A 22,348-nucleotide genomic window follows, 5' to 3' on the forward strand; every position below is an offset into this window, starting at 1 on the left:
TCTTAAACTTATACTAGATAAAGTAAGATAAATGTTTTTTGCACTCAAGATGCTTAATTAGTAGAGTAGCATAAATATCACCTCCAAATATATTTATTTTTATTTAAAACAAAATATTTTGAAAAATAATTATAATTTATTAAAATAAACAACAAGGAGGAGAGGAAATGAAAGCAATTGTTATTAATCAATATGGTAGTGTTGAAGAATTACAAGAAAGACAAGTTCCAAAGCCGGTTGTTAAATGTAATGAAGTATTAATACGTATACACGCAACATCTGTCAATCCTGTTGATTGGAAAATAAGAAAGGGAGACTTACAAGAAAAGCTGCAATTTTCATTTCCAATTACATTAGGTTTAGATGTTGCTGGAATAGTTGAAGAAATTGGAGAAGATGTGAATCATTTTAAAATAGGAGATAAAGTGTTTACGAAACCTGAAAATATAGGGAAAGGTTCTTATGCTGAATACATTACAGTGAAATCAAATTTAGTAGCGCAAATGCCTAAGAATCTTAATTTTGAAGAAGCAGCATCTATACCTCTTGCAGGGCTTACAGCTTGGCAAAGTCTTGTCGATTATGCACAAATAAAAGAAAATGACCGAGTATTAATTCATGCTGGAGCGGGCGGAGTAGGGAGTTTTGCAATTCAAATCGCAAAATCATTTGGGGCCTTTGTCGCAACAACTGCAAGTAGTAAAAATGAAGAGTTTTTAAAGTGTTTAGGGGCTGACCTTGTTATTGATTATAAAAAAGATAAATTTGAAGAGCTACTATCAGATTGTGATATTGTGTTAGATACAATCGGCGGAGAAGTACAAGAAAAAAGTTTTCAAATTATTAAATCTGGCGGTGTTCTAGTTTCTATCGTTCATGAACCACTTCATGAAGTAAAGGGCATAAAATCAGGGTTTTTATGGTTGAAACCAAGTGGGAAGCAATTAGACGAATTAACTAGTTTGATCCAGGATAAAAAAATAAAACCGATTATTAGTAAGGTTGTTTCGTTTAATGAAAAAGGAGTTAGAGAAGCTCATATTTTGAGTGAAAGTCAGCATACTAGAGGGAAAATTGTAATTACGATGGAATGATATTTACATAAATATACGAGTGGTGACTATAAAAAATAAAAATTGTCACCACTCATATAAACTACAATTTTTGCTACCGTGAATACATTTTTGGACATTCATCACCACTTGGTTCGTAAAAACAATGACTTTTAAATTGTCCTGCAAACGGCTGATTATACCACTCGGGCGGGCAAGCTCCGACTGGACGAAAATACCAAAGAGCCCATCGTGCTGGCCAGCGCCATTCACCTTGTAAAACTTTTCTTGCGATTTCTTTTTCTGATTCACGGGCACGTTGATAAAAGTATCCGTATTGAACCGCTTCAAATCCGCCAGGGCTTTGATATACTGCATCACGCACAGATCGAAGTTGTTTAAAATCTAAGCAATCACAAAATACACGATTTACTACAACACATCCAACAAGTTGTTCACCTTGTCGTCCTTCGCCCTCAGCTTCAGCACGTATTAAACGTGCTAGTAAATCAACGTCACTTTCGTTGTATGGAATAAGGGGCATAGTGATACCACCTTTCTATAACTGTTATAGTAAAGAGTGTATGTTTCAAAATGAGCTAAGTGCATTTTTCTTTAAAATAACTACTAATTTTAAAAAGGAGCTTATACGGAAAAAAGCTAATTATTATATAGAAGATAAAAAACGAAAAAGGAGAGGTACTATGCATCGTATTCATAAAGAACATATCATTTACGCAATGTCACCAGAAAATAATCCATGTATTGAAGTAGAAATCGGAAGCCGTCTTGTATTTGAAACATATGATTGCTTTGAAAATCAAATTGATTCGGAAAATGTCGTATTTCAAGAACTAGATTGGAATCGAATTAATCCAGCGACTGGACCTGTATATATTAAAGGCGCAGAACCTGGCGATATTTTAGTAGTAACGATTGAAAAGATTAAAATTTCAGAGCAGGGTGTTTTAACTACAGGTGCGAACCTTGGTGTAATGGGTGATGAGCTAAATGAAAATACAGTGAAAATTGTCCCAATCCAAAATGAGTATGTAATATTTTCGGATGAACTCCAAATACCAATTAATCCGATGATTGGTGTCATTGGCACCGCCCCTAAAGAAGACAGTATTTCATGTGGTACGCCGCATGATCATGGCGGGAATATGGATTGTAAAGAGATAAAAGAAGGAACAACATTACTATTACCGGTAAATGTCCCTGGGGCACTATTAGCGTTAGGTGATTTACACGCTGCGATGGGTGATGGTGAAATTGGTGTTAGTGGCGTAGAGGTTGCTGGCGAGGTAACTGTAACAGTTCAAACTATAAAAGGAAAGAATTGGCCACTACCGATGGCTATCCAAAAAGAAAAAATGATGACTATTGCTTCAGAGAAATTGTTAGATGCTGCTGCGAATCGTGCTGTACATAATATGGTGACATTTTTACATGAAGAATTAGAAATGTCTAAAGCTGATGCAACTCTTTTATTATCAGCAGCAGGTAATTTGAAAATTTGTCAAGTTGTGGATCCACTGAAAACGGCGCGGATGGAACTAGGGATGGATTATGTGGAGAAGCTAGGATTTACTCTGAGTGAATTTTATATTAAATAGATAAAGATCGAAAAAGGATACTTTTGTATAAAAGTGTTCTTTTTTAATTTACGTATATAGTGAAAAGAGGTAGTATTTATTTTGTATAAGTATATTAGATTGTGGATCGAAAAGGAGTAAAACAATGGTTAAAATTATGATTGTTGAAGATGATATGAAAATTGCGGAACTATTATCAACATATGTTTCAAAATACGGATATCAAGGAATTATTGTATCGGATTTCCAAAATGTATTAGATTTATTTTTGGAGGAACAACCAGAGTTAGTTTTATTAGATATTAATTTACCAAGTTTTGATGGTTACTATTGGTGTCGTCAAATTCGCGGGGTTTCTACATGTCCGATTTTATTTATTTCGGCCCGTGAAGGTACGATGGATCAAGTTATGGCATTAGAAAATGGTGGCGATGATTTTATTCCGAAGCCTTTTCACTATGAAGTTGTAATGGCGAAAATTCGTAGCCATTTAAGACGTGCTTATGGAGATTATGCACCGAAACTAGAAGAACGAATGGTTGAGCAACAAGGTCTTTGTTTATATCCCGAAAGACTTGTATTAAAACTTAGGAACCAAGAGATTGATATTACGAGAAACGAAGCCATTTTATTAGAGATGTTAATGAAAAACTATCCGCGTGTTGTAAGCAGAGAAGTGTTATTAAATAAATTATGGGATAGTGAATCCTATGTTGATGACAATACATTAAGTGTAAATACAACACGTGTGCGGAAAAAATTAAAAACGTTACATATTGAAGGAGCAATTGAAACAATTCGTAGTGTTGGATATAGATTACATATTACTTGGGATAATGGTATGGAAAAATGATAAAGCTGTTTATACGTGATCATATACCACTTATTTGTTTTACAGTGATCCAACTACTAGCCATATTCCTAGTTTATTGGTTTGATGGGCATAATCATATTTCAACGGCATTATATGCAATGTTTTTAGGTGCTTTTTTTATGGTAAGTTATTTAGTATTTCGTTATTTTACACATCGTTCTTTTTATGAGCGTTTAGCAAATCCGTTGCAATCTTTGGATGAATCTGTTCAAAAATCTGATTTTGCAGTTTTATCTACTGCACTTCAAGATTTACTCGAAGTGCAATATCGCCATTATCAAAATCAGCTCCAGTTACAAGAGAGAAAAAATAATGATCATTTAACCTTTATGAATCAGTGGATTCATCAAATGAAAACACCTTTATCTGTAATAGAATTAATTACACAGGATGAAGTGGATTCACGTTTTGAAAGTATTAATGAGGAAACAGACAGGTTGAAAAAAGGGTTAGAGATGGCACTGTATGTCGCACGTTTAGAGGCATTTACACAAGATTTTTATGTGGAAAGAGTACAACTACATAAAATAGTGAATGATTCTGTACATGAACATAAACGCTTTTTTATCCGGAATTTTGTATATCCAGAGCTTGAAATTGATAAGGGTATTACTGTAGAAAGTGATACGAAATGGTTACAATTTTTAATTGGACAAATTATATCGAATGCGATTAAATATTCATCAGGTAGTAGAGAAAAGATTAAAGTGAAAGCATGTAAGGAAGGTAATACAGTTGTACTTGAAATTATCGATAGTGGCGTAGGGATACCGAAGCAAGATTTACCAAGAGTATTTAAACCTTTCTTTACAGGAGAAAACGGTAGAGATTTTAAAGAATCAACAGGAATGGGACTATATCTTGTATATGAAATTACAAAACAATTAGGACATATTGTAGAGATCCATTCAGAGGTTGGTAAAGGTACTGTTGTACGAATTAAATTTTGTAATGTGTAAAAAGTAATTCAGGCTAAAGAACTTTAACTATAAGTTTTTTAGCCTTGTTTTATATCCTTGATAAAGTTCGAGAATGAAAGATTATTTATCTAAGAGAATTTAAAAGAACATGATGAGGTTAAAAGAAATAGTAGGCCTATAAACGTTTTTTAGTAATAAAAGAGAAATCTTTGAGAGTTGTAAATGATAGGAGGATTGAAATGGATATTCGAAAAATGAGATATTTCATAACAGTGGCAGAAGAATTAAACTTTAGTCGTGCAGCAGAACGTCTTATGATGGCACAACCTCCTTTAAGCCAAGAAATTCGTAAATTAGAAGATGAATTGGGCGTTCAACTTTTCCATCGAACAAAAAGAATGGTTGAACTGACCAGTGCCGGGAAGATATTTTTAGAAGGTGCGCGGCAAACGTTGCTTCAAGTAGATAGAACTATTAAAGAAACACAGCTTGCGGATGAAGGGAAAATAGGACATTTAATAATTGGTTTTGTCGATTCAACAGAAACCGTTATAGAGATATTAAAAAAGTTTCGAGAACGGTTTCCTAAAATACAGCTCATATTACGCGAGATGACAACAGACCAGCAAATAAAAGCGCTCTATGAAAAACAAATTCATATTGGATTTATTCGTTCCAAGCAAAATAATGAAATATTATCTTCCGAAGTTTGTTCTGAGGAATGTTTAAAATTGGTTTTGCATGAAGATCATCCTTTAGTTTCGTTACCTAACATTTCAATCAAATTATTAGTTGATGAACCATTCATTTTATTTCCTCGTCATTTTGGTACAAACTTTTACGATTTAATTATTAGTTACTTTTGGGAACATGGAGTAAGTTTAAATATTGTTCAAGAAGCGATTCAAATGCAAACGATTGTGAATTTAGTTGCAGCAGGAATGGGGATTTCTGTCGTTCCATCATCGGTGGAAAGTTATAAAAAATCGGGTGTCATGTATAAAGACATTCAAGAAAATACACCGAAAATAAATTTATATGTTGGATGGAGACAAGATGAAAAGTCTGTCGTGTTAGAGAACTTATTAACAGTTGTTAGAGAGGTTTATACGACTTCACAATTTGAATTTGAAAAGTAAAGGCCCATCTTGATGGGATGGGCAGTGGGAAAATTGGATAGAAAAATTTCTATTTTTATTTTAAAGTCACTGAAGATTCAACCTGTTTTACTCGGATCGTACTCAGCGAAACCTTTTAGTACATTATCAATCTGATCCATAATTTCAGGTTGCAATTTAACACTAGAAGCAATTACGTTTTCTCTTATTTGCTCCGGATTTGAAGCGCCGATAATCGCAGAGGAAACAGCTGGATTTTGTAGTACCCAAGCAACTGCGAGTTGAGATAGGGTAAGATTAGTTTCTTGTGCGATGGGATTGAGTTTCTGAATTGCAGTGAGTACATCATCACTCATCCAACGTTGCACGAGTTTGTGGAAAAATGGTTTACCAGCATCTGAATTAGCACGTGATTGAGTCGGTATTGGTTTACCTGGTTGATATTTTCCAGTGAGAATGCCTTGTGCGAGGGGAGACCATACAACTTGACCAAGTCCCTCACGTTGACATGTTGGTATTACATCAGTTTCAATAATTCGCCACAACATCGAATATTGAGGTTGGCTAGCGATAAGTGGAATGTTCAATTCTCGTGCAAGTGCTGCACCGCGGGTAATTTGTTCTGATGTCCATTCACTTACGCCTAAGTAAAGGACTTTACCTTGTCTTACAAGATCAGCAAAAGCTAACATCGTTTCCTCAAGGGGAGTTGTTGTATCAAATCTATGTGCATAATAGACATCAATGTAGTCTGTCTGTAACCTGCGTAAAGATGCATTACAATTTTCTAAAATATGTTTTCGTGATAAGCCTCTATCATTTTTTCCAGGTCCAGTCGGATGGCATACTTTTGTACATAGTTCTATACTTTCTCGGCGTATACCTTGCAAAGAGCGGCCAAGTACTTCCTCGGCTATAGCGTCTGAATAAACATCGGCAGTATCGAACGTTGTAATTCCGACATCTAGTGCGGCTTTCACACAATTATTTGCAGTATCTTCGTTTACTTTTCCGCCATGGTTAATCCAGTTCCCGTATGCAATCTTACTTACTGTTAATCCACTGTTTCCAAGTTTGCTAAACTCCATTGTAGTATCCTCCTTTTAAAATGATATCTTAATTATAAGAACTGAAATTTAATGTGTATAATATATAATTTATTGGGGATTTATATAAAAAATATATAAGTGAGAGCGCTTAGAAGTTTACATGATAGTAAAATCTAAAGCAGTAGCACATATAATTGCATTTACTCATACTGTACTATTATGGTACAATCTGGTTACTAACGACGGAAAGGAATGATGGGTGGACGATGATTAACTAATCTTATTTTTAAATGTTGAAATTAAATAAATTTCAATTTATAAAAAATAGGATTAGTCTGCCCGATTTCCATACAATAGTATTGCTATTTATTTTGCGTAATAGCTTATTTGGGTATAAATATTTTAATGACTAATCCTGCCAAATTAATTTGGGAGGATTTTTTTGTTCTCCCTTAATGAAAGGGATCGGTAATATGAAAGAACTTTTAAAATTAAATGATGTTTATGTTGAAATAATGGAAAATACTTTATTAGAGAAAATGAATGTTACAGTAAAACAAGGGGATGTTATCGGATTAATTGGTAAAAATGGTGCTGGTAAATCAACGTTACTTCAATTAATTAATGGGAAGATTGAGCCATCAAAAGGTACTGTTGAATGGCAGCAAATGAATGTGACAACGGCATATGTTGAACAAGAAACAGAATCCTTTATTAGTAATGATGTGATTGCAAAAGAAGCCGAACTTCTTGCGAAATGGGGCGTGCCAACGAACGATTTTCTTACTTTAAGTGGTGGTGAAAAGCTGAAAGTTCGACTAGCAAAAGGATTTGCCGAAAATCCTAATTTATTAATATTAGACGAACCGACAAACCATTTAGATGAGACGAGTACGGAATTTCTTATTAAACAAATCAAAAATATGAGAGGTACAACTATCGTCGTATCGCATGATCGATATTTTTTAGATGTTGTCGCAACAAAAATATGGTCAATTGAGGATAAGAAATTAATTGACCATAGCGGTAATTATACGAGTTATATGAAAGTACGTGAGCAAAAAAGAATGACGCAGCAGCGTGAATATGAAAAACAGCAAAAAAAGATAGAACAAGTAGAATCACAAATAAACGAATTAAGTTCATGGTCACAAAAGGCACATGCACAGTCTACAAAACAAGAAGGTTTTAAAGAGTTTTATCGAGTAAAAGCGAAGCGAACAGATGCACAAGTTAAGTCAAAACGAAAACGTCTCGAAAAAGAGCTTGAAAAATCGAAAGTTGAACGTGTTAAAGAAGAGTATTCAGTTGAGTTCTCTATTCAAGCGAATAAAAAAGTAGGAAAACGCTTCTTAGAAGTAAAGAAATTAAAAAAAGACTTTCATGGAAAGACATTATTTGAAAACGTTAATTTTACAATCCAACACGGTGAGAAGGTAGCGATTGTTGGACCAAACGGTAGCGGGAAAACAACATTACTGAAGATGATTATGGGAACGGAAACTGCTGAAGGAGAAGTATGGATTTCACCATCAGCAAACATCGGTTATTTAACACAAGAAGTATTTGATTTACCACTTGATAAAACACCAGAAGATTTATTTTATAAAGAGACATTTGAAGAAAGAGGAAAAGTCCAAAATTTAATGAAACATTTAGGGTTCCAAGCTTCTCAATGGAAAGAGCCGATTGAGCAAATGAGCATGGGAGAACGAGTGAAGTGTAAGCTAATGACGTATATTTTAGAGGAAAAAGATGTACTTATTTTAGATGAGCCGACAAATCATCTAGACTTACCTTCAAGGGAACAGCTTGAAAATACATTGGCTGAGTATAATGGAACATTAGTTATAGTTTCTCACGATCGATATTTTCTAGGGAAAACAACTAACACGAAACTCGTGTTTTCAAATAATACGATACAAAAGCAGTTAGAAGAACCTACTAAAACAAGAGATGATATTGAAGAGCTACGTTTAACGTTAGAAACAGAGAGACAAGAAGTATTAGGTAAATTAAGCTTTTTAACTTCTAAGGATAAAGGATATAAAGAACTTGACGAACGATTTATAGAACTTACGAAGCAGATTAAGGCGCTTTAACGTAAGTAAGGGGGGATTAACATGGGAGAAGAGAGTTCGACTAAGTTATTTAGAATAGATTGTGGAGATATATACCTACAAGAGTTTACCATCAAAGATGCAGAGAGTATTTATAAAATAGCAAAGCAACCGGAAATAGAAAAGTTTTTGCCAGACTGGAAATCAACGAAAGAACAAAGGGTTGATTGGGTTGCAAATTATGAAATACCAGCAAACAAAGCATTTCTTGATGCAGTGACAAATACGTCTAACATAGATGATTATATATTAAAGCTAGGAATATTTAAGAAAGCCGCAAATGAATTTATTGGATGGTGCTGTACGGGTATTAAAGAAGAACTCCCTTCACCAAATAGAGAAATTATGTATGCTATTTCCAGTGAGTATCAAAATAATGGTTACGCTAAGAAAGCGACTAAAGGGTTGATTGACTATTTGTTCAAAAATACAACTTTAGATGTCCTAAATGCAATTGCTTTAATCAACAACATACCATCAAATAAAGTAATTAAAAATTGTGGGTTTACTTATCTGAGTCAACAAACGATAGAAAACCAACTATATAATCATTATCTATTGAGTAAATCAGAATGGATAAAAAATATAGCTCTTTAAAAGGAGCTATAATGAAATGATTACAAAAAAGCTTAGAGCTAAAACTCTGAGCTTTTTTACGTACTATTTACTTTTTGATTTTACTTGTGAATTATAAGTTGTTATTCATCATTTTGAAGTTGTATAGTTATTTTTTATAATATATTGCATGTTGTTAATAAAGAATATAAGTTGTCCCGGCGTTAGAGATAAGTAGCATTGTATTTCATGCCACTATACAATTATTATAAGATAGTTATACGTTAATTTTAGTTTAAAAACATTTTTATTATCAGTTTTTTTAGAAATCTTACAAGCGTGTAAGATAAATGAAAGATGAATCAATATGAGCTGTAAGACAATTCCTTTACACTTTATAGTGAGCAGTACAAATGAAGGGGGAATATAAATGGAAATTTTACATGCAAAAAGTATTAGTAAAGTATATAAAGGGAAAGTACCTTTTAAAGCATTGGTAGATATTGATTTATCAATTCAAGAAGGTGAATTTATAGGGATTATGGGGCCATCAGGGAGCGGGAAAACAACGTTATTAAATATGGTATCTACTATCGACTCTCCAACATCGGGAGAAATATTAATAAATGGTACAAATCCTTTCCAGTTGACATCGGAAGAATTAGCTTTATTCCGTAGAAAAAAATTAGGATTTGTTTTTCAATCATTCAATCTTCTCAGCACACTTACAGTAAAAGAAAACATTGTATTGCCAATGACATTAGATGGTGTTTCTGTACAAGAAATGAACAAACGAGTGGAAGAAGTTGCAGACAAATTAAATATTACAGATATATTGAGTAAAAGAACGTTTGAAATATCAGGGGGGCAAGCTCAAAGAACGGCAATCGCTCGTGCAATCGTTCATAAGCCGCAATTATTACTTGCAGATGAACCGACAGGGAACTTAGACTCTAAATCATCAAATGATGTAATGGAGATGCTAGATACTCTAAATAAAGAAGAAAAAGCAACGATGATGTTAGTTACACACGATCCGTATGCTGCGAGTTTTTGCAGCAGAGTCATATTTATTAAAGATGGTCAACTATATAACGAAATTTATTGTGGTGAAAGCAGGCAAGCCTTTTATCAAAAGATTATGGATGTTCTTTCTTTGTTAGGGGGGAAAAGGCATGACTTTTCGTCAGTTCGCATTTAATAATATTTTTCGTAATAAGCGTACTTATGCTGCTCACTTTTTAAGTAGTGCATTTTCTATTATGATTTTCTTTACGTATGCTCTTTTATTATTTCATCCTGATTTACAAGGCGAGTTAAAATCGACAAGTGCAACAATAAGTGCATTGGGTACAATGGGATTTACAATTTCGCAAGGTTTGATTTTTATATTTTCATTTTTCTTCATTCTATATTCAGTAAGTTCATTCTTAAAAACGCGTAAGAAAGAATTTGGCATATTAATGATGCAAGGCATGTCAATGAGACAGCTTAAAAAATTATTATTGATTGAAAATATGTTAATTGGATTTGGTTCAATTTGTATAGGCATTCTCATAGGTCTCATATTTTCTAAACTAGTTTTGTTGATAAGTGCAAGTGTTTTAACGATTAGTAATGGCTTACCTTTTTATATACCAGTGCAGGCTGTATTATTAACAGTCATCACATTTTTTTTCTTATTTTTTATTGTTTCGCTATTTACATTTAAAATGATAAAAGTAACAGAACTGGTGGAACTTATACAAGCAGAGGAAAAGCCAAAGCCAGAACCGAAAGCTACCATTTTATTATCGCTACTTTCTTTAATTAGTATAGGGTTTGGGTATTTTTCAGTATTTCGTTTTATTTCAAGTCATAGTTTTATCTTACTTGGAACCGGTGTGCTTTTAGTAATTATAGGGACGTACTTTTTATATACGCAATGTAGCGTTTATATATTGTATCTTGCGAAAAGAAGTGAATCTTTCTTTTTAAAGAGAACAAATATACTAACATTTTCAGAATTGATTTATCGTATGAAAGATAATGCAACGATGTTTTTTATAGTATCTATTATTTCAGCAGTTGCATTTACAGCAATTGGTACAACAGCCGCTCTTGGAAATCAAGAATTGGTAAGAATGACCAATCCGTATACATTTCTGTATGAAAGCTCTGAAAATGACAAAGAGGTAGATAAACATCTCTCTATTATAAAAAAACATCTTGCTGATGCTAATATTCCGTATCGAATGGCTTCATCTTCAAATATTTATACAGAAAGTAACGTAAATGTAATGAAGTTAAGCGAATATAACGAGCTTGCAAGAGTACTCGGATATCAACAAGAAACGATTGAAAAAGAAGATGAAATTTTACTAATCCCTGGAATGGTATCACAAAAACAAGAATTTAAAAATGGTGATTATAAAAAGCATATTGAAGTCATCCAAGGAGATTGGACAAAGACATTTCGTGTGAAAAAAGCTGTAGAAAATTTAGTTTTACCACATGATTCTAGAAGTATTTATATTGCTGTTCAAGATCAGGTGTATGATGGAATCCCTAATATTAGTGAACGAGATGGTATAGGTACTCCATATCGTACTTACGGATTTGTTGTAGGTGATTGGATGAAAACAAAAGAGATTTCAAACCAATTAATTAGTATATTCGATAAAAATACTAGAGAAGAAAATTTCGTATTTCGAGCTCTAACAATAGAGTTGTTTAGTGCAAAGCAAACGAATGGCTTACTACTTATGGCAAGTGTTTTAGTCGGAATCGTCTTCTTTACATTCGCTGCTAGTTTTATCTATTTCCGATTATATACTGATTTGGACCGGGATCAACAGCAATATAAAATGATTTCGAAAATGGGATTAAGTAAACGAGAGTTAAAAAAAGTTGTAACGAGACAGTTATTATTAATGTTCTTCTTACCGATTATCGTTGCAGTGATTCACACTGTAGTTGCTTATACGGCATTACAACAATTAGTCAATTTTTCTATTTTAAATAGCTCTATCTTTATTTTAATTTCATTTATATGTATACAAGTTTTATATTTCTTTATAACTCGTTGGCGTTACCTACAAAAGCTTTATAAGATTATGGAGCAATAGAGTATATTAGCTTGTAAGATTACACGAAAGTATGTGAAAAAATGAAGTGAATGATGAAAGGAACCGTGATGAAAAGAACTTTAACTATTTCAATGTTAACTATACTACTTTTAATAAGCTTCAGTGCATGCTCTAAAAATGAAAACTCATTTCCAGCAAACGGTGTATTAATAATTGGAGATGAAAATAATATTTCTCCAATTATTAATCGTTATCAGGAAATTACAACTGAAAATGGAGTGTTTTCTGTGAAAAAAGGTGATTTTGGAAATGGCCAGGTATTAATTTTAAATGAATCTACAGCACAAGCGATGATTAAAGCAAAGCTTTTTCGTAAACGAGATAATGGATCCAATTTTAAACCAATAGATACGTTGCCGAAATTCCCAAAAGAAGGCTCACTATTATTTACACATGAAGACGAAAAGAATATGAAAAGTATTAAATTAGAAGGAATAGAGATTCCTGTTACATATGATAGTGACGCTTGGATAGGAAACACTCGTAAATATCCAACGCAATGGTATGTGATTGTAGCAAAAAATAGTGAATATAAGGAAATAAAAGCAAATGAAACGAAAATGCATCTTCTTCAATTAAAGAAATCTCTAGGTGACGAAAAACCTAAAATGTCGACAGATAATACAATGATTAATGAGAATGTAAAAGTAAAAAAGCTAATTAAAGGTATCGAAGGAAAAGTATCAGTTCAATTTGTAACGATTGGAGAAAAATCTTAAAAAAGAGTTCAAGGTTGATAAAAACTTTATCAATCTTGAACTCTTTGTAGTTATAGGCCATTTAGATTACATTACTTCATTTAATCGAGTTTCGCTCGTTTTTTCAATCACATTTGAACTTTGAACCGAACTATTTTGAGCTTCCTTTTCTTTACGGGATTTTTGTAGCATTTCAAGTAGATCCATAAAGGAACACCTTTATCTTTCAACATCTTCCATAAATCTAATTCGTTAAATTTATGCTCAGGTTGTTTCATTTCTTTTTCAGATGAACGAATATCAAATTTGATTGGATCATTTGATTTCTTATCTTCAAGTTTAGTAGAAGAGATAGTATTATGCTCAAGACTAGAAGGAGTTATTTTAGTAGATTGAGATAATGTATGAATGTTTAATCCGATTTGCATGCTTTTTCCCTCCTTTTCAAGCAATGAAATTAGTATTCTTATGATTTCTAAATCCAGTTAACATGAGGAAAGTATATTTAATTATAAATTCAAATAATAAGATTTACAAGTTGTATTGTAAAAAGTAAATACTAAATTGAATTAATATTTATCAACATTTGTGTATGTTTTCTATATATACAATGTATATAAAATATTTTACATTATGTTTAAGTTAAAAACTAATTGTGTAAATCTTTTTCATAGAAAAATGTAAACGTTTTATTAGGGGGGGGAGTATGGGGAATTTATATTTAAAAATATGTTTTTTTGCGTTAGTGACTGTCTGTTCAGTCGCTGCGAAAACAACTTATGCAGAAGAGAGACAACAAAATAATTATCCTATCATTTTAGTGAATGGATTTGCCGGATGGGGTAGAGAGGAAATGCTAGGGGTTAAATATTGGGGTGGTGTTCATGATATACAGGAAGATTTAAAAAGAAATAATTATACAGTATATACTGCTGCTGTTGGGCCTGTTTCTAGTAACTGGGATCGGGCATGTGAATTATATGCGCAAATTAACGGTGGAACAGTAGATTACGGTGCGGCGCATGCTGAGATATATGGACATAATCGCTTTGGCAGAACTTATAGTGGTTTTGCACCGAATTGGAGTGAAACCAATAAAATCCATTTAGTCGGACATAGCATGGGTGGACAAACGACAAGAACATTAGTGCAGCTATTAAAAGAAGGAAGTTTTGAAGAAAAGAATTATGTGAAAAATCATCCGAACATAAATATATCGCTGCTATTTGAGGGTGGTAAATCATATGTTCATAGTGTTACAACTTTAGCAACTCCTCACAATGGTACAACACTTGCAGACGGAAGTCTCCTGTTGCCGTTCGTTAAAGATTTACTCATTACAGCTGCAAGTTTAGGTGGAAACAATAATTTATCATTATATGATTTTAAATTGGATCAATGGGATATAAAAAAGAATGCTGGAGAGTCCTTTTTCCAATATACTGATCGTATTTTAAATAGTTCAATTTGGGAAAATACAAAAGATATAAGTCAATGGGATCTAAGTACTGATGGAGCAAAGGAGTTAAATAATTGGGTAAAGACGCAATCAGATGTGTATTACTTATCGTATAGTGGACATGCATCGCAAGTGGCACCTATAACAGGCTTACATCTACCTCATATAACGATGAATAAAGTGCTAATGGGGAATGCATTCTTCTTAGGTTCTTATGCAAGATATGAAGAAAATCGACCATTAATAGATACTTCTTGGTGGCAAAATGACGGTGTAGTAAATACAAATTCTATGATTGCACCATCTTCTAATGCTGCTGTAAATAATAATGAGTCATTACAGGTTGGAAAATGGAATCATATCGAAACGAAAGCAAATTGGGATCATCTTGATATGGTAGGGCTTAGTGTTTCAGACACGTTAGGTTTTTCTAACATTCAAGAGTTTTATAGAACAATTGCAGAAAAATTATCACGGTTACCGAAATAGATAATAATAAAGCGCTCTCGATGGAATTCGAGGGCGCTTTATATTATATTGAAAGAGGGATTTGGTAGAAAAATATGGGGGGATATTATGAAAATTCAAGTGGTATTATCAGGGTATGGGACAGTTGGTAAAGAATTTATTAAATTATTAAACGAAAAATATTTATATATAAATGAAACATATGGAATTGAGTTAGTTGTTAGTGGAGTGATAGGAAGAAATATTGCAATACATAACGGGAAAGGTTTGCAGATTAATGATTTATTGACGTATGGTGATGGTTCTGCGGCAATTGAAAAATATATCGAACATTATCCAGAGGACCACGGAACGATTAATATAAATGGTACTGTATTGATTGAATCAACTGCTACAAATCTTAAAAATGGAAATCCAGGGAAACAGTATATGAAACAAGCTATTGAAAATCAAATGGATATAGTAGCTATTTCAAAAGGTGCACTTGTTACAGCTTGGAGTGAACTAAATGAGGCAGCACGTATTTCAGGCTCACGTATTCGGTATAGCGGCGCAACTGCGGCTGCGTTACCAACATTAGACATTGGACAACTAAGTTTAGCAGGTTGTCATATTGAAAAAATAGAAGGAATATTGAACGGGACAACAAATTATATTCTTACAAAGATGTATGAAGAAGATAAGACGTTTGAAGAAGCATTGCAAGAAGCGCAAAATAAAGGAATTGCGGAGACTAACCCGTTATTAGATATAAGCGGGATGGATAGCGCTTGTAAATTATTACTTTTGACGAATAGTTTAATGGGAACAGATTATTCACTTAAAGATATACAAATAAACGGAATAGAGCATGTTACAACGCAACAAATTCAAAATGCAAAGGAACAAAATAAATCTATTAAATTAATTGCATTAGCATATAAAGATGATGATAGAAAGATAAACTTAAAAGTACAACCATGTGATATAGAGAGAGCGCACCCGTTAGCAAATATAAATGGCACGGAAAAAGGAATCACGTTCTTTACAGATACAATGGGGCAAGTTACTACAATTGGTGGAGCTTCTAATCCACAAGGGGCAGCGGCCGCTGCTTTAAAAGATGTAATCAATTTATATCGAAAGGATTTATAGGCTTTATAACCGTACCGCTATTCATAAAAAACACATATGTAGTGGACCTTTTGAGAATGAAATAAATATGCAAAAATAATTGCAGGGGGTAAGGCATTGTTTAAAGATTTTAAAGTTGTAAAAGATCGTCCCGTTTATATTCAATTAAAGGATTATTTGAAAAAGATGATTATGAAAGGGCATTTGTTAGGGAACCAAAAAATCCCATCAACAAGGGAACTGAGTGAATTACTATCTGTGAGTAGAAATACAGTGCTCTCTGCATATGCGGATTTAGAACAAGAAGGATTAATTTATGCAGTTAAAGGAAAAGGGAATTTTGTTGCGAAGGTGGATATTTCTAACACTTCGTCTGTTGAAATAGATTGGAAAAATAAACTCAATACAGTTACCGCATTAGCGGATGAATTAGATTTAATGAAACATGGTGTTCGCTGGGAAAAAGGAATGATTGTTTTTAATAGTATAGCCCCGGATGAAAAGCTATTTGATGTTGAAAATTTCAAAAGAGCTTTTCTTACTCGCATGTCCATTGAAGGGGATATCGTATTGAACTACGGATATGCAAAAGGTTATAAACCGTTAATGAATTATTTACTTCATTACATGGAAATGAAAGGTGTAGATATTTCGAACAAAGATATTCTAATTACAAATGGATTTACAGAAGGATTAGATATTGTATTATCTTCTTTATCGAAGAAATCAGGACGTGTTATTTGTGAGAACCCAACTCATCATGCTGCATTGAAGCTTTTTCGTTTACATGGACTTGAAGTTCATGGAATTAATATGAATGATGATGGTATTGATACGATTGAAGTAGAAAAAAGTTTGCGTGAAAAGGATTTTGATTTCGCGTATTTAATCCCTTCTTATCATAATCCAACTGGTATTGTTACGAGTTCGGAGAAAAGAACGGAATTGATGGGATTATTTTCAAAATATAAGATTCCTATTATAGAAGATGGTTTTAATGAAGAATTACGTTATTCAGGTTCACATTTAGCCCCCTTATTAACTTTTTCTGGGGCCGGTAATAATGTGATTTATATTAGTAGTTTTTCAAAGGTACTTTTCCCCGGTTTACGTGTAGGTTGGATCATTGCAGATAAAGAACTGATACATTATTTAGAAAGTGTTAAAAGAGCAAGAACGATTCACACTTCTACGTTAGATCAAGCTGTTCTGTTTCAATATTTACATGAAGGATATTTTGAAAAATATTTAAAAAAAGCAAGATCTGTTTATAAGAAAAAATATGAGTTAGCTGTTGGGGCGTGTAATCAGTACATTCCGTTTAAAAGAATGACTGGAGATGGTGGACTTCATTTGTTTATAGAGTTGGAAGAAAAAATTCAAGCCCGCATACTTTTACAAAAGTGTTATGAGAAAGGCGTTACGTTTTCTCCTGGAGATGTTTTTTACTCTGATGGAGGAGGAGCGAACACTTTCCGATTAGGATTTTCGCGTTTGAAAGAAAAGGAAATAGTTAGCGGGATTCAAATAATTGGTGAAACATTAAAAAATGAAACTTGGAGTTGAGAAAATGAGAATTGGCGTTATTATGGGAGGAGTATCCTCTGAAAAACAAGTATCAATTATGACTGGGAATGAAATGATTGCACATTTAGATAAGAGTAAGTATGAAATAGTTCCAATTACGTTAAATGAAAAAATGGATTTAATTGAAAAAGCGAAAGACATTGATTTTGCTTTGCTAGCATTACACGGAAAATACGGAGAAGATGGTACAGTTCAAGGGACGCTTGAGAGTTTAGGTATTCCTTATAGCGGTAGCAATATGTTATCTAGCGGTATATGTATGGATAAAAATATTTCGAAAAAGATTTTGCGTTATGAAGGAGTAGAAACACCAGAATGGATTGAACTTACAAAAATGGATGATCTAAAGCTTGAAGAGTTAGATAAGATAGGATTTCCGTTAGTGGTAAAACCTAACTCTGGTGGCTCAAGTGTTGGAGTAAAGATCGTTAATGATAAAAACGAATTAATCTCAATGCTGGAAACTGTATTCGAATGGGATTCTGAAGTAGTAATTGAGAAGTATATAAAAGGTGACGAGATTACATGTTCAATTTTTGATGGCCAACAGTTACCTATCATTTCGATTCGACATGCAGCTGAGTTTTTTGACTACAATGCAAAATACGATGATGTTAGTACAATTGAAGAAGTTATTGAACTTCCAACTGAAATTAAGGAACGTGTAAATAAAGCGTCAATGGCTTGTTATAAAGCATTAAAATGTAGTGTTTATGCAAGGGTTGATATGATGGTGAAGGACGGAATTCCATATGTAATGGAGGTTAATACATTACCAGGGATGACACAATCAAGTTTACTGCCGAAAAGTGCAGATGCAGCGGGAATTAGCTATAGTAAGCTATTAGATATGATCATTGAAACTTCATTAAAAGTAAGGAAAGAAGAAGGTTTTTAAGATAATTGTACAATTAAAACTTTTGATAGTTCCACGAAGTATGCTATGATAATTACAATACGACAACTAAATATTTATCCACTAGAGGGGCCTTTTATAGGCTGAGATCAAATGTAATTTTGAGACTCTTAGTACCTGATCTGGTTAATGCCAGCGTAGGGAAGTGGGGCAGACATGATATTTTATGCATAAATTAATACTGTCTATTTCACTTTCTTTACGCCTGTAAAGAAAGTTTTTTTATTTTACAGCTTTAATAAAGGGGATAAATACTTATATTTTATAAATTATTGGAGGGATTTAAATGACTTTTTCACAATCATTACGTAAAGAAGTAGATTCAATTTGGGAAGCGAGTTTCAATCATCCTTTTGTAAAAAAGCTTGGCGAAGGAACGTTAGATTTAGCTAGTTTCCGTTATTATGTGCTTCAAGATTCATATTATTTAAGTCATTTTGCTAGAGTACAAACGTTAGGTGCTGCAAAGGCTCTTGAATTAGAAACGACGGCCCGTATGGCGCATCATGCACAAAATACGTATGAAGCTGAGTTATCTTTACATGAGAATTTCGCAAAGAAATTAGGGATTACGAAAGAAGAAAAAGATAATTTTATTCCTGCGCCAACTGCATATGCATATACATCTCATATGTATCGTGCAGCTTATGAAGGGCATTTAGGAGATATTATTGCGGCTATTTTACCTTGTTATTGGTTATATCATGAAATTGGTGAACGATTAAAAGAATGTCAACCAGAAGAACCAATTTATCAAGAATGGATTTCTGCATATGGTTCGGATTGGTTCCGTACTCTAGTAGAAGAGCAAATTACACGATTAGATACGATTGCTGAAAAAGTAACAGAGGCAGACCGTAATCGTATGAGACAACATTTTATTTTTAGTAGTCAATATGAATATTCATTTTGGGAAATGGCATATACATTAGAAAAATGGCCGGTGAATGAAGAAGTTAAAGGTGTTATTTAATAAAGAGTATATAAAAGGTATCGCTATATAAAGAGGTGATACCTTTTATTATATTTAGTTTCTGTGATTTTTTTGTAAATCATAGATGAAAAATAAAATAATGTATTATAATGATTTTGTGATGCAGGTGATGACATAAGGAGGTAGTTATATGTTAATAGTAACTTTTTATTAATTTGGTTTTAATAATATATTATTTATATAATTGAATGTAATTTAACTATTGCCTTTAATATACTTGGTTAAAATTTGATTCGTTTATGCTTAAAAAATTGGTATCTTTTCTAGTATTATTCATGATCAATATAAATTAAGAGAGGAAGTATTAATAATATGGAAAAATTACGGTTATTAACATTTAAAAATATAGTAGAACCCCTCTATAATGAGAAAGTATCGTATATTTACTTTCCTATTGAATGGCTTGAGATTGTAGATATACATTATAGAACATTTTTATTAACGAGCAAATTAAAACTTGTAAATGAAAGATTGTATGATATGTTTTCTGATATATTGTTCATTCAGCATGATCCATATGTATTAAAGGAAGATACACCTTGGATTGTAGCAAAAGAACCAATGAGACAAGAACAGTTAGACTATATTTTCCAAAGCTGGTATGAGGTTATTCATGATTGGAAACCGAATAAATTAATAGATCCACCACATGTAGAATGGCAGTATGATTTAATTAGTAATTTACCAGTATTACATGATAAAAAAACGTTTTCTAAATGGGTACCAGCTTTAATTACTCATATCTTTTGCGAACAGCCTTTACGTATGGAAAATAAGAAAGAGGAAGAAATATATTTTTCGCCACTGCGATCACAAGATGTTTTTGAAGCGATGTCTGAGCCAATTAAAGATAAAGAAACACATGATTATTTCGCTTATGTATATCGGTTTGAATACGTAACTCGTGGAGGTGAGAATATTCCGCTATTAAAAGTATCCGTAGGTATTAGGCGGTTTTATCAACAATATAATCATAAAGATATTCCTATACTTTTAGGGCGAAAGCGGAGCCAAATACTGATTTCAACTCCTGAATTTGAATTAAATAAGAAAAAGCAAAGGTTTATAAAGTTAAAAGTGCAACAAGCTGAAAAAGGAATAAAATGGATTAAACGTTTTAGAAATTTAAAAGATGAGTATAGGATAGGTGGAGAAGTTAAATTAGAGGACATTCTCCAATGTCCGAAAGAGTATATTAGAGGAACTAATGTAAGAGTGCTTCTTCCATATAACGAAAATATATATAAAGTTCAAGGAACAAAAATAAAATTTGGTATAAAAGTAAGAGAAAAAGAGGAACTTTTTAATGAATTCCAACTAAGCTTCCCATATTTCACATCACTTCCAGAATGTGAAAAAGTATTAACTAATAATGAGAATGAGTTATTACCTTTATTTGCTCCAAAGGGATTAGACACAATTACGTTAGAAGTATGGTCAGATGATATAATAATAGAGATAGAACAAGCGTTATTAGATAGCAAAATAGTTTTAGCTCAAAATGAAGATTCATCCTATGTATTAAATGCAGATAATCCGGTGTTGTTAAAAATTGAAAGATACAACATTGAAAAATTATTACAAAATCCATATAGAATGCAATATAGCCATAAAAACAAAAAGAAACTTGTAGACGATGTCGTAAAAGCTGTACATGTTACGGCAGGTGAGCAAAATGAAATGAAATTAGCATTAATTGCAATGAAAAATTGTGATGGCCGCGAAAAAATTAATCCAAAGCAAATCATTCGGGAAGGATTCGCTCGAACGGAACGTATTTCAGCATTTATTAATTTATTTATTGGACAAAGTGTATCTAAAAAAGAAATTATTAATGCCATTCTTAGTTTGTTAGAACAAAAGGGGTTCTTAAAGCGTAGTTGGAATAAGATAGAATTACCGGGGATAATTGTAAATTTATCAATTGAGAAAATGTCTAAATATGATTTCTTACCTATTTTTTCAAAAATAAATGGGAGAGAAATATTATATAAATTATATGGTCAAGAAGAATGGGGCACAATTGATCATACTTTATTACATATAGGTAATAATAAAGTGTTTTTACCACAACCATCAAAAAGGAATGATATAGGAGTCAGTTTTAAACAATTTATGTCAGAAACATTAGTTGAAATTTCACAAGATGCACATAAACAAAATAAAGAAGTTTATTTTATTGTAGATGCAAACATGAGGAAATATTGGATAGAGGAATTGCAAAATGAAAGCGTTAATATTGGGATTTCACCTGAAATAATCTCAAATTTTAAAGAAGATATAAACATAATTAGAATTAATACTAACTCAGATGTACCGAACTATATTATTAGAGACCAAGAATATGTTATGGATGAAACGAGATTATTTGTAGATCAAATGGGAATTTACTATAGCACGGCTGCATACGAATTAAATTGTAATGAGATAGTACAGCAGCACATACTCGAAGTTATCCCGTTTGGTGTAAAATCTGAGGAAAGAGAAGAAATCGCCAAAATGATACATTACATGTGCTGTAAATCAACCTTGCTCTCGGAACAAAATATTCATAATACGCATGTAATGCATATGGTTAAATTAATTAAAAATTATACTACAGATATTGATTCAAGGGAGTTTAAAGAATTCAGTGACGAATTAGATGAAGATGTAATAATTTTAGAAAAAGAAGATGCATTGATATTAATATAAATAAT

Annotated in this window: 18 protein-coding genes, 1 pseudogene and 1 riboswitch; of the genes and pseudogenes, 16 read left to right on the forward strand and 3 right to left on the reverse strand. The window is 32.6% G+C overall.

Annotated features, from left to right (window positions below; all coding sequences use genetic code 11):
* Positions 1–167 precede the first annotated feature (167 nt).
* Positions 168–1,094 carry an NADP-dependent oxidoreductase gene (locus MKX77_RS10830; RefSeq protein WP_341306611.1) on the forward strand — a complete coding sequence of 309 codons (927 nt, stop codon included), beginning with the start codon at positions 168–170 and terminating at the stop codon, positions 1,092–1,094.
* 73 nt (positions 1,095–1,167) lie between these two features.
* Here the strand turns inward: MKX77_RS10830 and MKX77_RS10835 are convergent, their stop codons facing one another.
* The gene (locus tag MKX77_RS10835) at positions 1,168–1,596 is read right to left on the reverse strand and encodes a cell wall hydrolase (RefSeq protein WP_002013108.1); all 429 of its coding nucleotides are present in this window, start codon (positions 1,594–1,596) and stop codon (positions 1,168–1,170) included.
* A gap of 160 nt (positions 1,597–1,756) precedes the next feature.
* Between MKX77_RS10835 and MKX77_RS10840 the strand changes: the two genes are divergently transcribed.
* The 4 genes from MKX77_RS10840 to MKX77_RS10855 all read left to right on the forward strand — a co-directional run bounded on the left by MKX77_RS10840 (position 1,757) and on the right by MKX77_RS10855 (position 5,583).
* Complete coding sequence (locus MKX77_RS10840; protein ID WP_341306612.1) at positions 1,757–2,671, forward strand: acetamidase/formamidase family protein; 915 nt, start codon at positions 1,757–1,759, stop codon at positions 2,669–2,671.
* 124 nt (positions 2,672–2,795) lie between these two features.
* The gene (locus tag MKX77_RS10845; protein WP_215556534.1) at positions 2,796–3,503 is read left to right on the forward strand and encodes a response regulator transcription factor; all 708 of its coding nucleotides are present in this window, start codon (positions 2,796–2,798) and stop codon (positions 3,501–3,503) included.
* On the forward strand, positions 3,500–4,483 hold the full coding sequence (locus tag MKX77_RS10850; RefSeq protein ID WP_341306613.1) for a sensor histidine kinase: 984 nt from the start codon (positions 3,500–3,502) through the stop codon (positions 4,481–4,483). Before MKX77_RS10845 ends, MKX77_RS10850 begins: the two co-directional genes overlap by 4 nt.
* Positions 4,484–4,683: 200 nt before the next feature.
* Complete coding sequence (locus MKX77_RS10855) at positions 4,684–5,583, forward strand: LysR substrate-binding domain-containing protein (RefSeq protein WP_341306614.1); 900 nt, start codon at positions 4,684–4,686, stop codon at positions 5,581–5,583.
* Between the two features lie 77 nt (positions 5,584–5,660).
* Here MKX77_RS10855 and MKX77_RS10860 read toward each other — a convergent pair whose 3' ends face one another.
* Complete coding sequence (locus tag MKX77_RS10860; RefSeq protein WP_341306615.1) at positions 5,661–6,650, reverse strand: aldo/keto reductase family protein; 990 nt, start codon at positions 6,648–6,650, stop codon at positions 5,661–5,663.
* Positions 6,651–7,084: 434 nt separating this feature from the next.
* Here MKX77_RS10860 and abc-f point away from each other — a divergent pair, with 434 nt between their 5' ends.
* From abc-f to MKX77_RS10885, 5 genes are all read left to right on the forward strand, one after another.
* Positions 7,085–8,713 carry a ribosomal protection-like ABC-F family protein gene (gene abc-f, locus MKX77_RS10865; RefSeq protein ID WP_341306616.1) on the forward strand — a complete coding sequence of 543 codons (1,629 nt, stop codon included), beginning with the start codon at positions 7,085–7,087 and terminating at the stop codon, positions 8,711–8,713.
* A gap of 21 nt (positions 8,714–8,734) precedes the next feature.
* Positions 8,735–9,328, forward strand: a complete 594-nt coding sequence (locus tag MKX77_RS10870) for a GNAT family N-acetyltransferase (RefSeq protein WP_341306617.1) — start codon at positions 8,735–8,737, stop codon at positions 9,326–9,328.
* A 388-nt stretch (positions 9,329–9,716) separates the two neighbouring features.
* Positions 9,717–10,487, forward strand: a complete 771-nt coding sequence (locus MKX77_RS10875; protein ID WP_341306618.1) for an ABC transporter ATP-binding protein — start codon at positions 9,717–9,719, stop codon at positions 10,485–10,487.
* A complete protein-coding gene (locus MKX77_RS10880) occupies positions 10,462–12,393 on the forward strand; it encodes an ABC transporter permease (protein WP_341306619.1) in 1,932 nt (643 codons plus the stop codon). The genes MKX77_RS10875 and MKX77_RS10880 overlap by 26 nt, the downstream gene beginning before the upstream one ends.
* A gap of 68 nt (positions 12,394–12,461) precedes the next feature.
* Positions 12,462–13,133 carry a lipoprotein BA_5634 family protein gene (locus MKX77_RS10885; RefSeq protein ID WP_341306620.1) on the forward strand — a complete coding sequence of 224 codons (672 nt, stop codon included), beginning with the start codon at positions 12,462–12,464 and terminating at the stop codon, positions 13,131–13,133.
* Between the two features lie 66 nt (positions 13,134–13,199).
* Here MKX77_RS10885 and MKX77_RS10890 read toward each other — a convergent pair.
* A pseudogene (locus MKX77_RS10890) lies at positions 13,200–13,540 on the reverse strand (DUF3914 domain-containing protein).
* Positions 13,541–13,818: 278 nt separating this feature from the next.
* Here MKX77_RS10890 and MKX77_RS10895 point away from each other — a divergent pair.
* The 6 genes from MKX77_RS10895 to MKX77_RS10920 all read left to right on the forward strand — a co-directional run bounded on the left by MKX77_RS10895 (position 13,819) and on the right by MKX77_RS10920 (position 22,343).
* The gene (locus MKX77_RS10895; RefSeq protein ID WP_341306621.1) at positions 13,819–15,060 is read left to right on the forward strand and encodes an esterase/lipase family protein; all 1,242 of its coding nucleotides are present in this window, start codon (positions 13,819–13,821) and stop codon (positions 15,058–15,060) included.
* Positions 15,061–15,147: 87 nt separating this feature from the next.
* Positions 15,148–16,173: a homoserine dehydrogenase gene (locus tag MKX77_RS10900; protein WP_341306622.1), complete on the forward strand. Its 1,026-nt coding sequence runs from the start codon at positions 15,148–15,150 to the stop codon at positions 16,171–16,173.
* A gap of 96 nt (positions 16,174–16,269) precedes the next feature.
* Positions 16,270–17,718: a MocR-like pyridoxine biosynthesis transcription factor PdxR gene (gene pdxR, locus MKX77_RS10905; protein ID WP_215556523.1), complete on the forward strand. Its 1,449-nt coding sequence runs from the start codon at positions 16,270–16,272 to the stop codon at positions 17,716–17,718.
* Positions 17,719–17,722: 4 nt separating this feature from the next.
* A complete protein-coding gene (locus tag MKX77_RS10910) occupies positions 17,723–18,637 on the forward strand; it encodes a D-alanine--D-alanine ligase (RefSeq protein WP_215556522.1) in 915 nt (304 codons plus the stop codon).
* A 73-nt stretch (positions 18,638–18,710) separates the two neighbouring features.
* Positions 18,711–18,816: riboswitch (TPP riboswitch) on the forward strand.
* A gap of 125 nt (positions 18,817–18,941) precedes the next feature.
* Positions 18,942–19,628: a thiaminase II gene (gene tenA / locus MKX77_RS10915; protein ID WP_341306623.1), complete on the forward strand. Its 687-nt coding sequence runs from the start codon at positions 18,942–18,944 to the stop codon at positions 19,626–19,628.
* 333 nt (positions 19,629–19,961) lie between these two features.
* Positions 19,962–22,343 (forward strand): pPIWI_RE module domain-containing protein, encoded by a 2,382-nt coding sequence (locus MKX77_RS10920; RefSeq protein ID WP_341306624.1) that lies wholly within the window; start codon positions 19,962–19,964, stop codon positions 22,341–22,343.
* Positions 22,344–22,348: the final 5 nt, after the last annotated feature.

The organism is Bacillus sp. FSL R9-9410 (assembly GCF_038050385.1).
Lineage (GTDB): Bacteria > Bacillota > Bacilli > Bacillales > Bacillaceae_G > Bacillus_A > Bacillus_A cereus_U.

Bases quoted from the DNA above. Each gene is read 5' to 3' on its own strand.
- MKX77_RS10835 (WP_002013108.1), bottom strand. From the start codon at position 1,596: ATGCCCCTTATTCCATACAACGAAAGTGACGTTGATTTACTAGCACGT.
- MKX77_RS10855 (WP_341306614.1), top strand. From the start codon at position 4,684: ATGGATATTCGAAAAATGAGATATTTCATAACAGTGGCAGAAGAATTA.
- MKX77_RS10875 (WP_341306618.1), top strand. From the start codon at position 9,717: ATGGAAATTTTACATGCAAAAAGTATTAGTAAAGTATATAAAGGGAAA.
- MKX77_RS10870 (WP_341306617.1), top strand. From the start codon at position 8,735: ATGGGAGAAGAGAGTTCGACTAAGTTATTTAGAATAGATTGTGGAGAT.
- MKX77_RS10860 (WP_341306615.1), bottom strand. From the start codon at position 6,650: ATGGAGTTTAGCAAACTTGGAAACAGTGGATTAACAGTAAGTAAGATT.
- tenA (WP_341306623.1), top strand. From the start codon at position 18,942: ATGACTTTTTCACAATCATTACGTAAAGAAGTAGATTCAATTTGGGAA.
- MKX77_RS10910 (WP_215556522.1), top strand. From the start codon at position 17,723: ATGAGAATTGGCGTTATTATGGGAGGAGTATCCTCTGAAAAACAAGTA.
- abc-f (WP_341306616.1), top strand. From the start codon at position 7,085: ATGAAAGAACTTTTAAAATTAAATGATGTTTATGTTGAAATAATGGAA.
- MKX77_RS10895 (WP_341306621.1), top strand. From the start codon at position 13,819: ATGGGGAATTTATATTTAAAAATATGTTTTTTTGCGTTAGTGACTGTC.
- MKX77_RS10845 (WP_215556534.1), top strand. From the start codon at position 2,796: ATGGTTAAAATTATGATTGTTGAAGATGATATGAAAATTGCGGAACTA.
- MKX77_RS10840 (WP_341306612.1), top strand. From the start codon at position 1,757: ATGCATCGTATTCATAAAGAACATATCATTTACGCAATGTCACCAGAA.
- MKX77_RS10885 (WP_341306620.1), top strand. From the start codon at position 12,462: ATGAAAAGAACTTTAACTATTTCAATGTTAACTATACTACTTTTAATA.
- MKX77_RS10830 (WP_341306611.1), top strand. From the start codon at position 168: ATGAAAGCAATTGTTATTAATCAATATGGTAGTGTTGAAGAATTACAA.
- MKX77_RS10900 (WP_341306622.1), top strand. From the start codon at position 15,148: ATGAAAATTCAAGTGGTATTATCAGGGTATGGGACAGTTGGTAAAGAA.
- MKX77_RS10850 (WP_341306613.1), top strand. From the start codon at position 3,500: ATGATAAAGCTGTTTATACGTGATCATATACCACTTATTTGTTTTACA.
- MKX77_RS10880 (WP_341306619.1), top strand. From the start codon at position 10,462: ATGACTTTTCGTCAGTTCGCATTTAATAATATTTTTCGTAATAAGCGT.
- MKX77_RS10920 (WP_341306624.1), top strand. From the start codon at position 19,962: ATGGAAAAATTACGGTTATTAACATTTAAAAATATAGTAGAACCCCTC.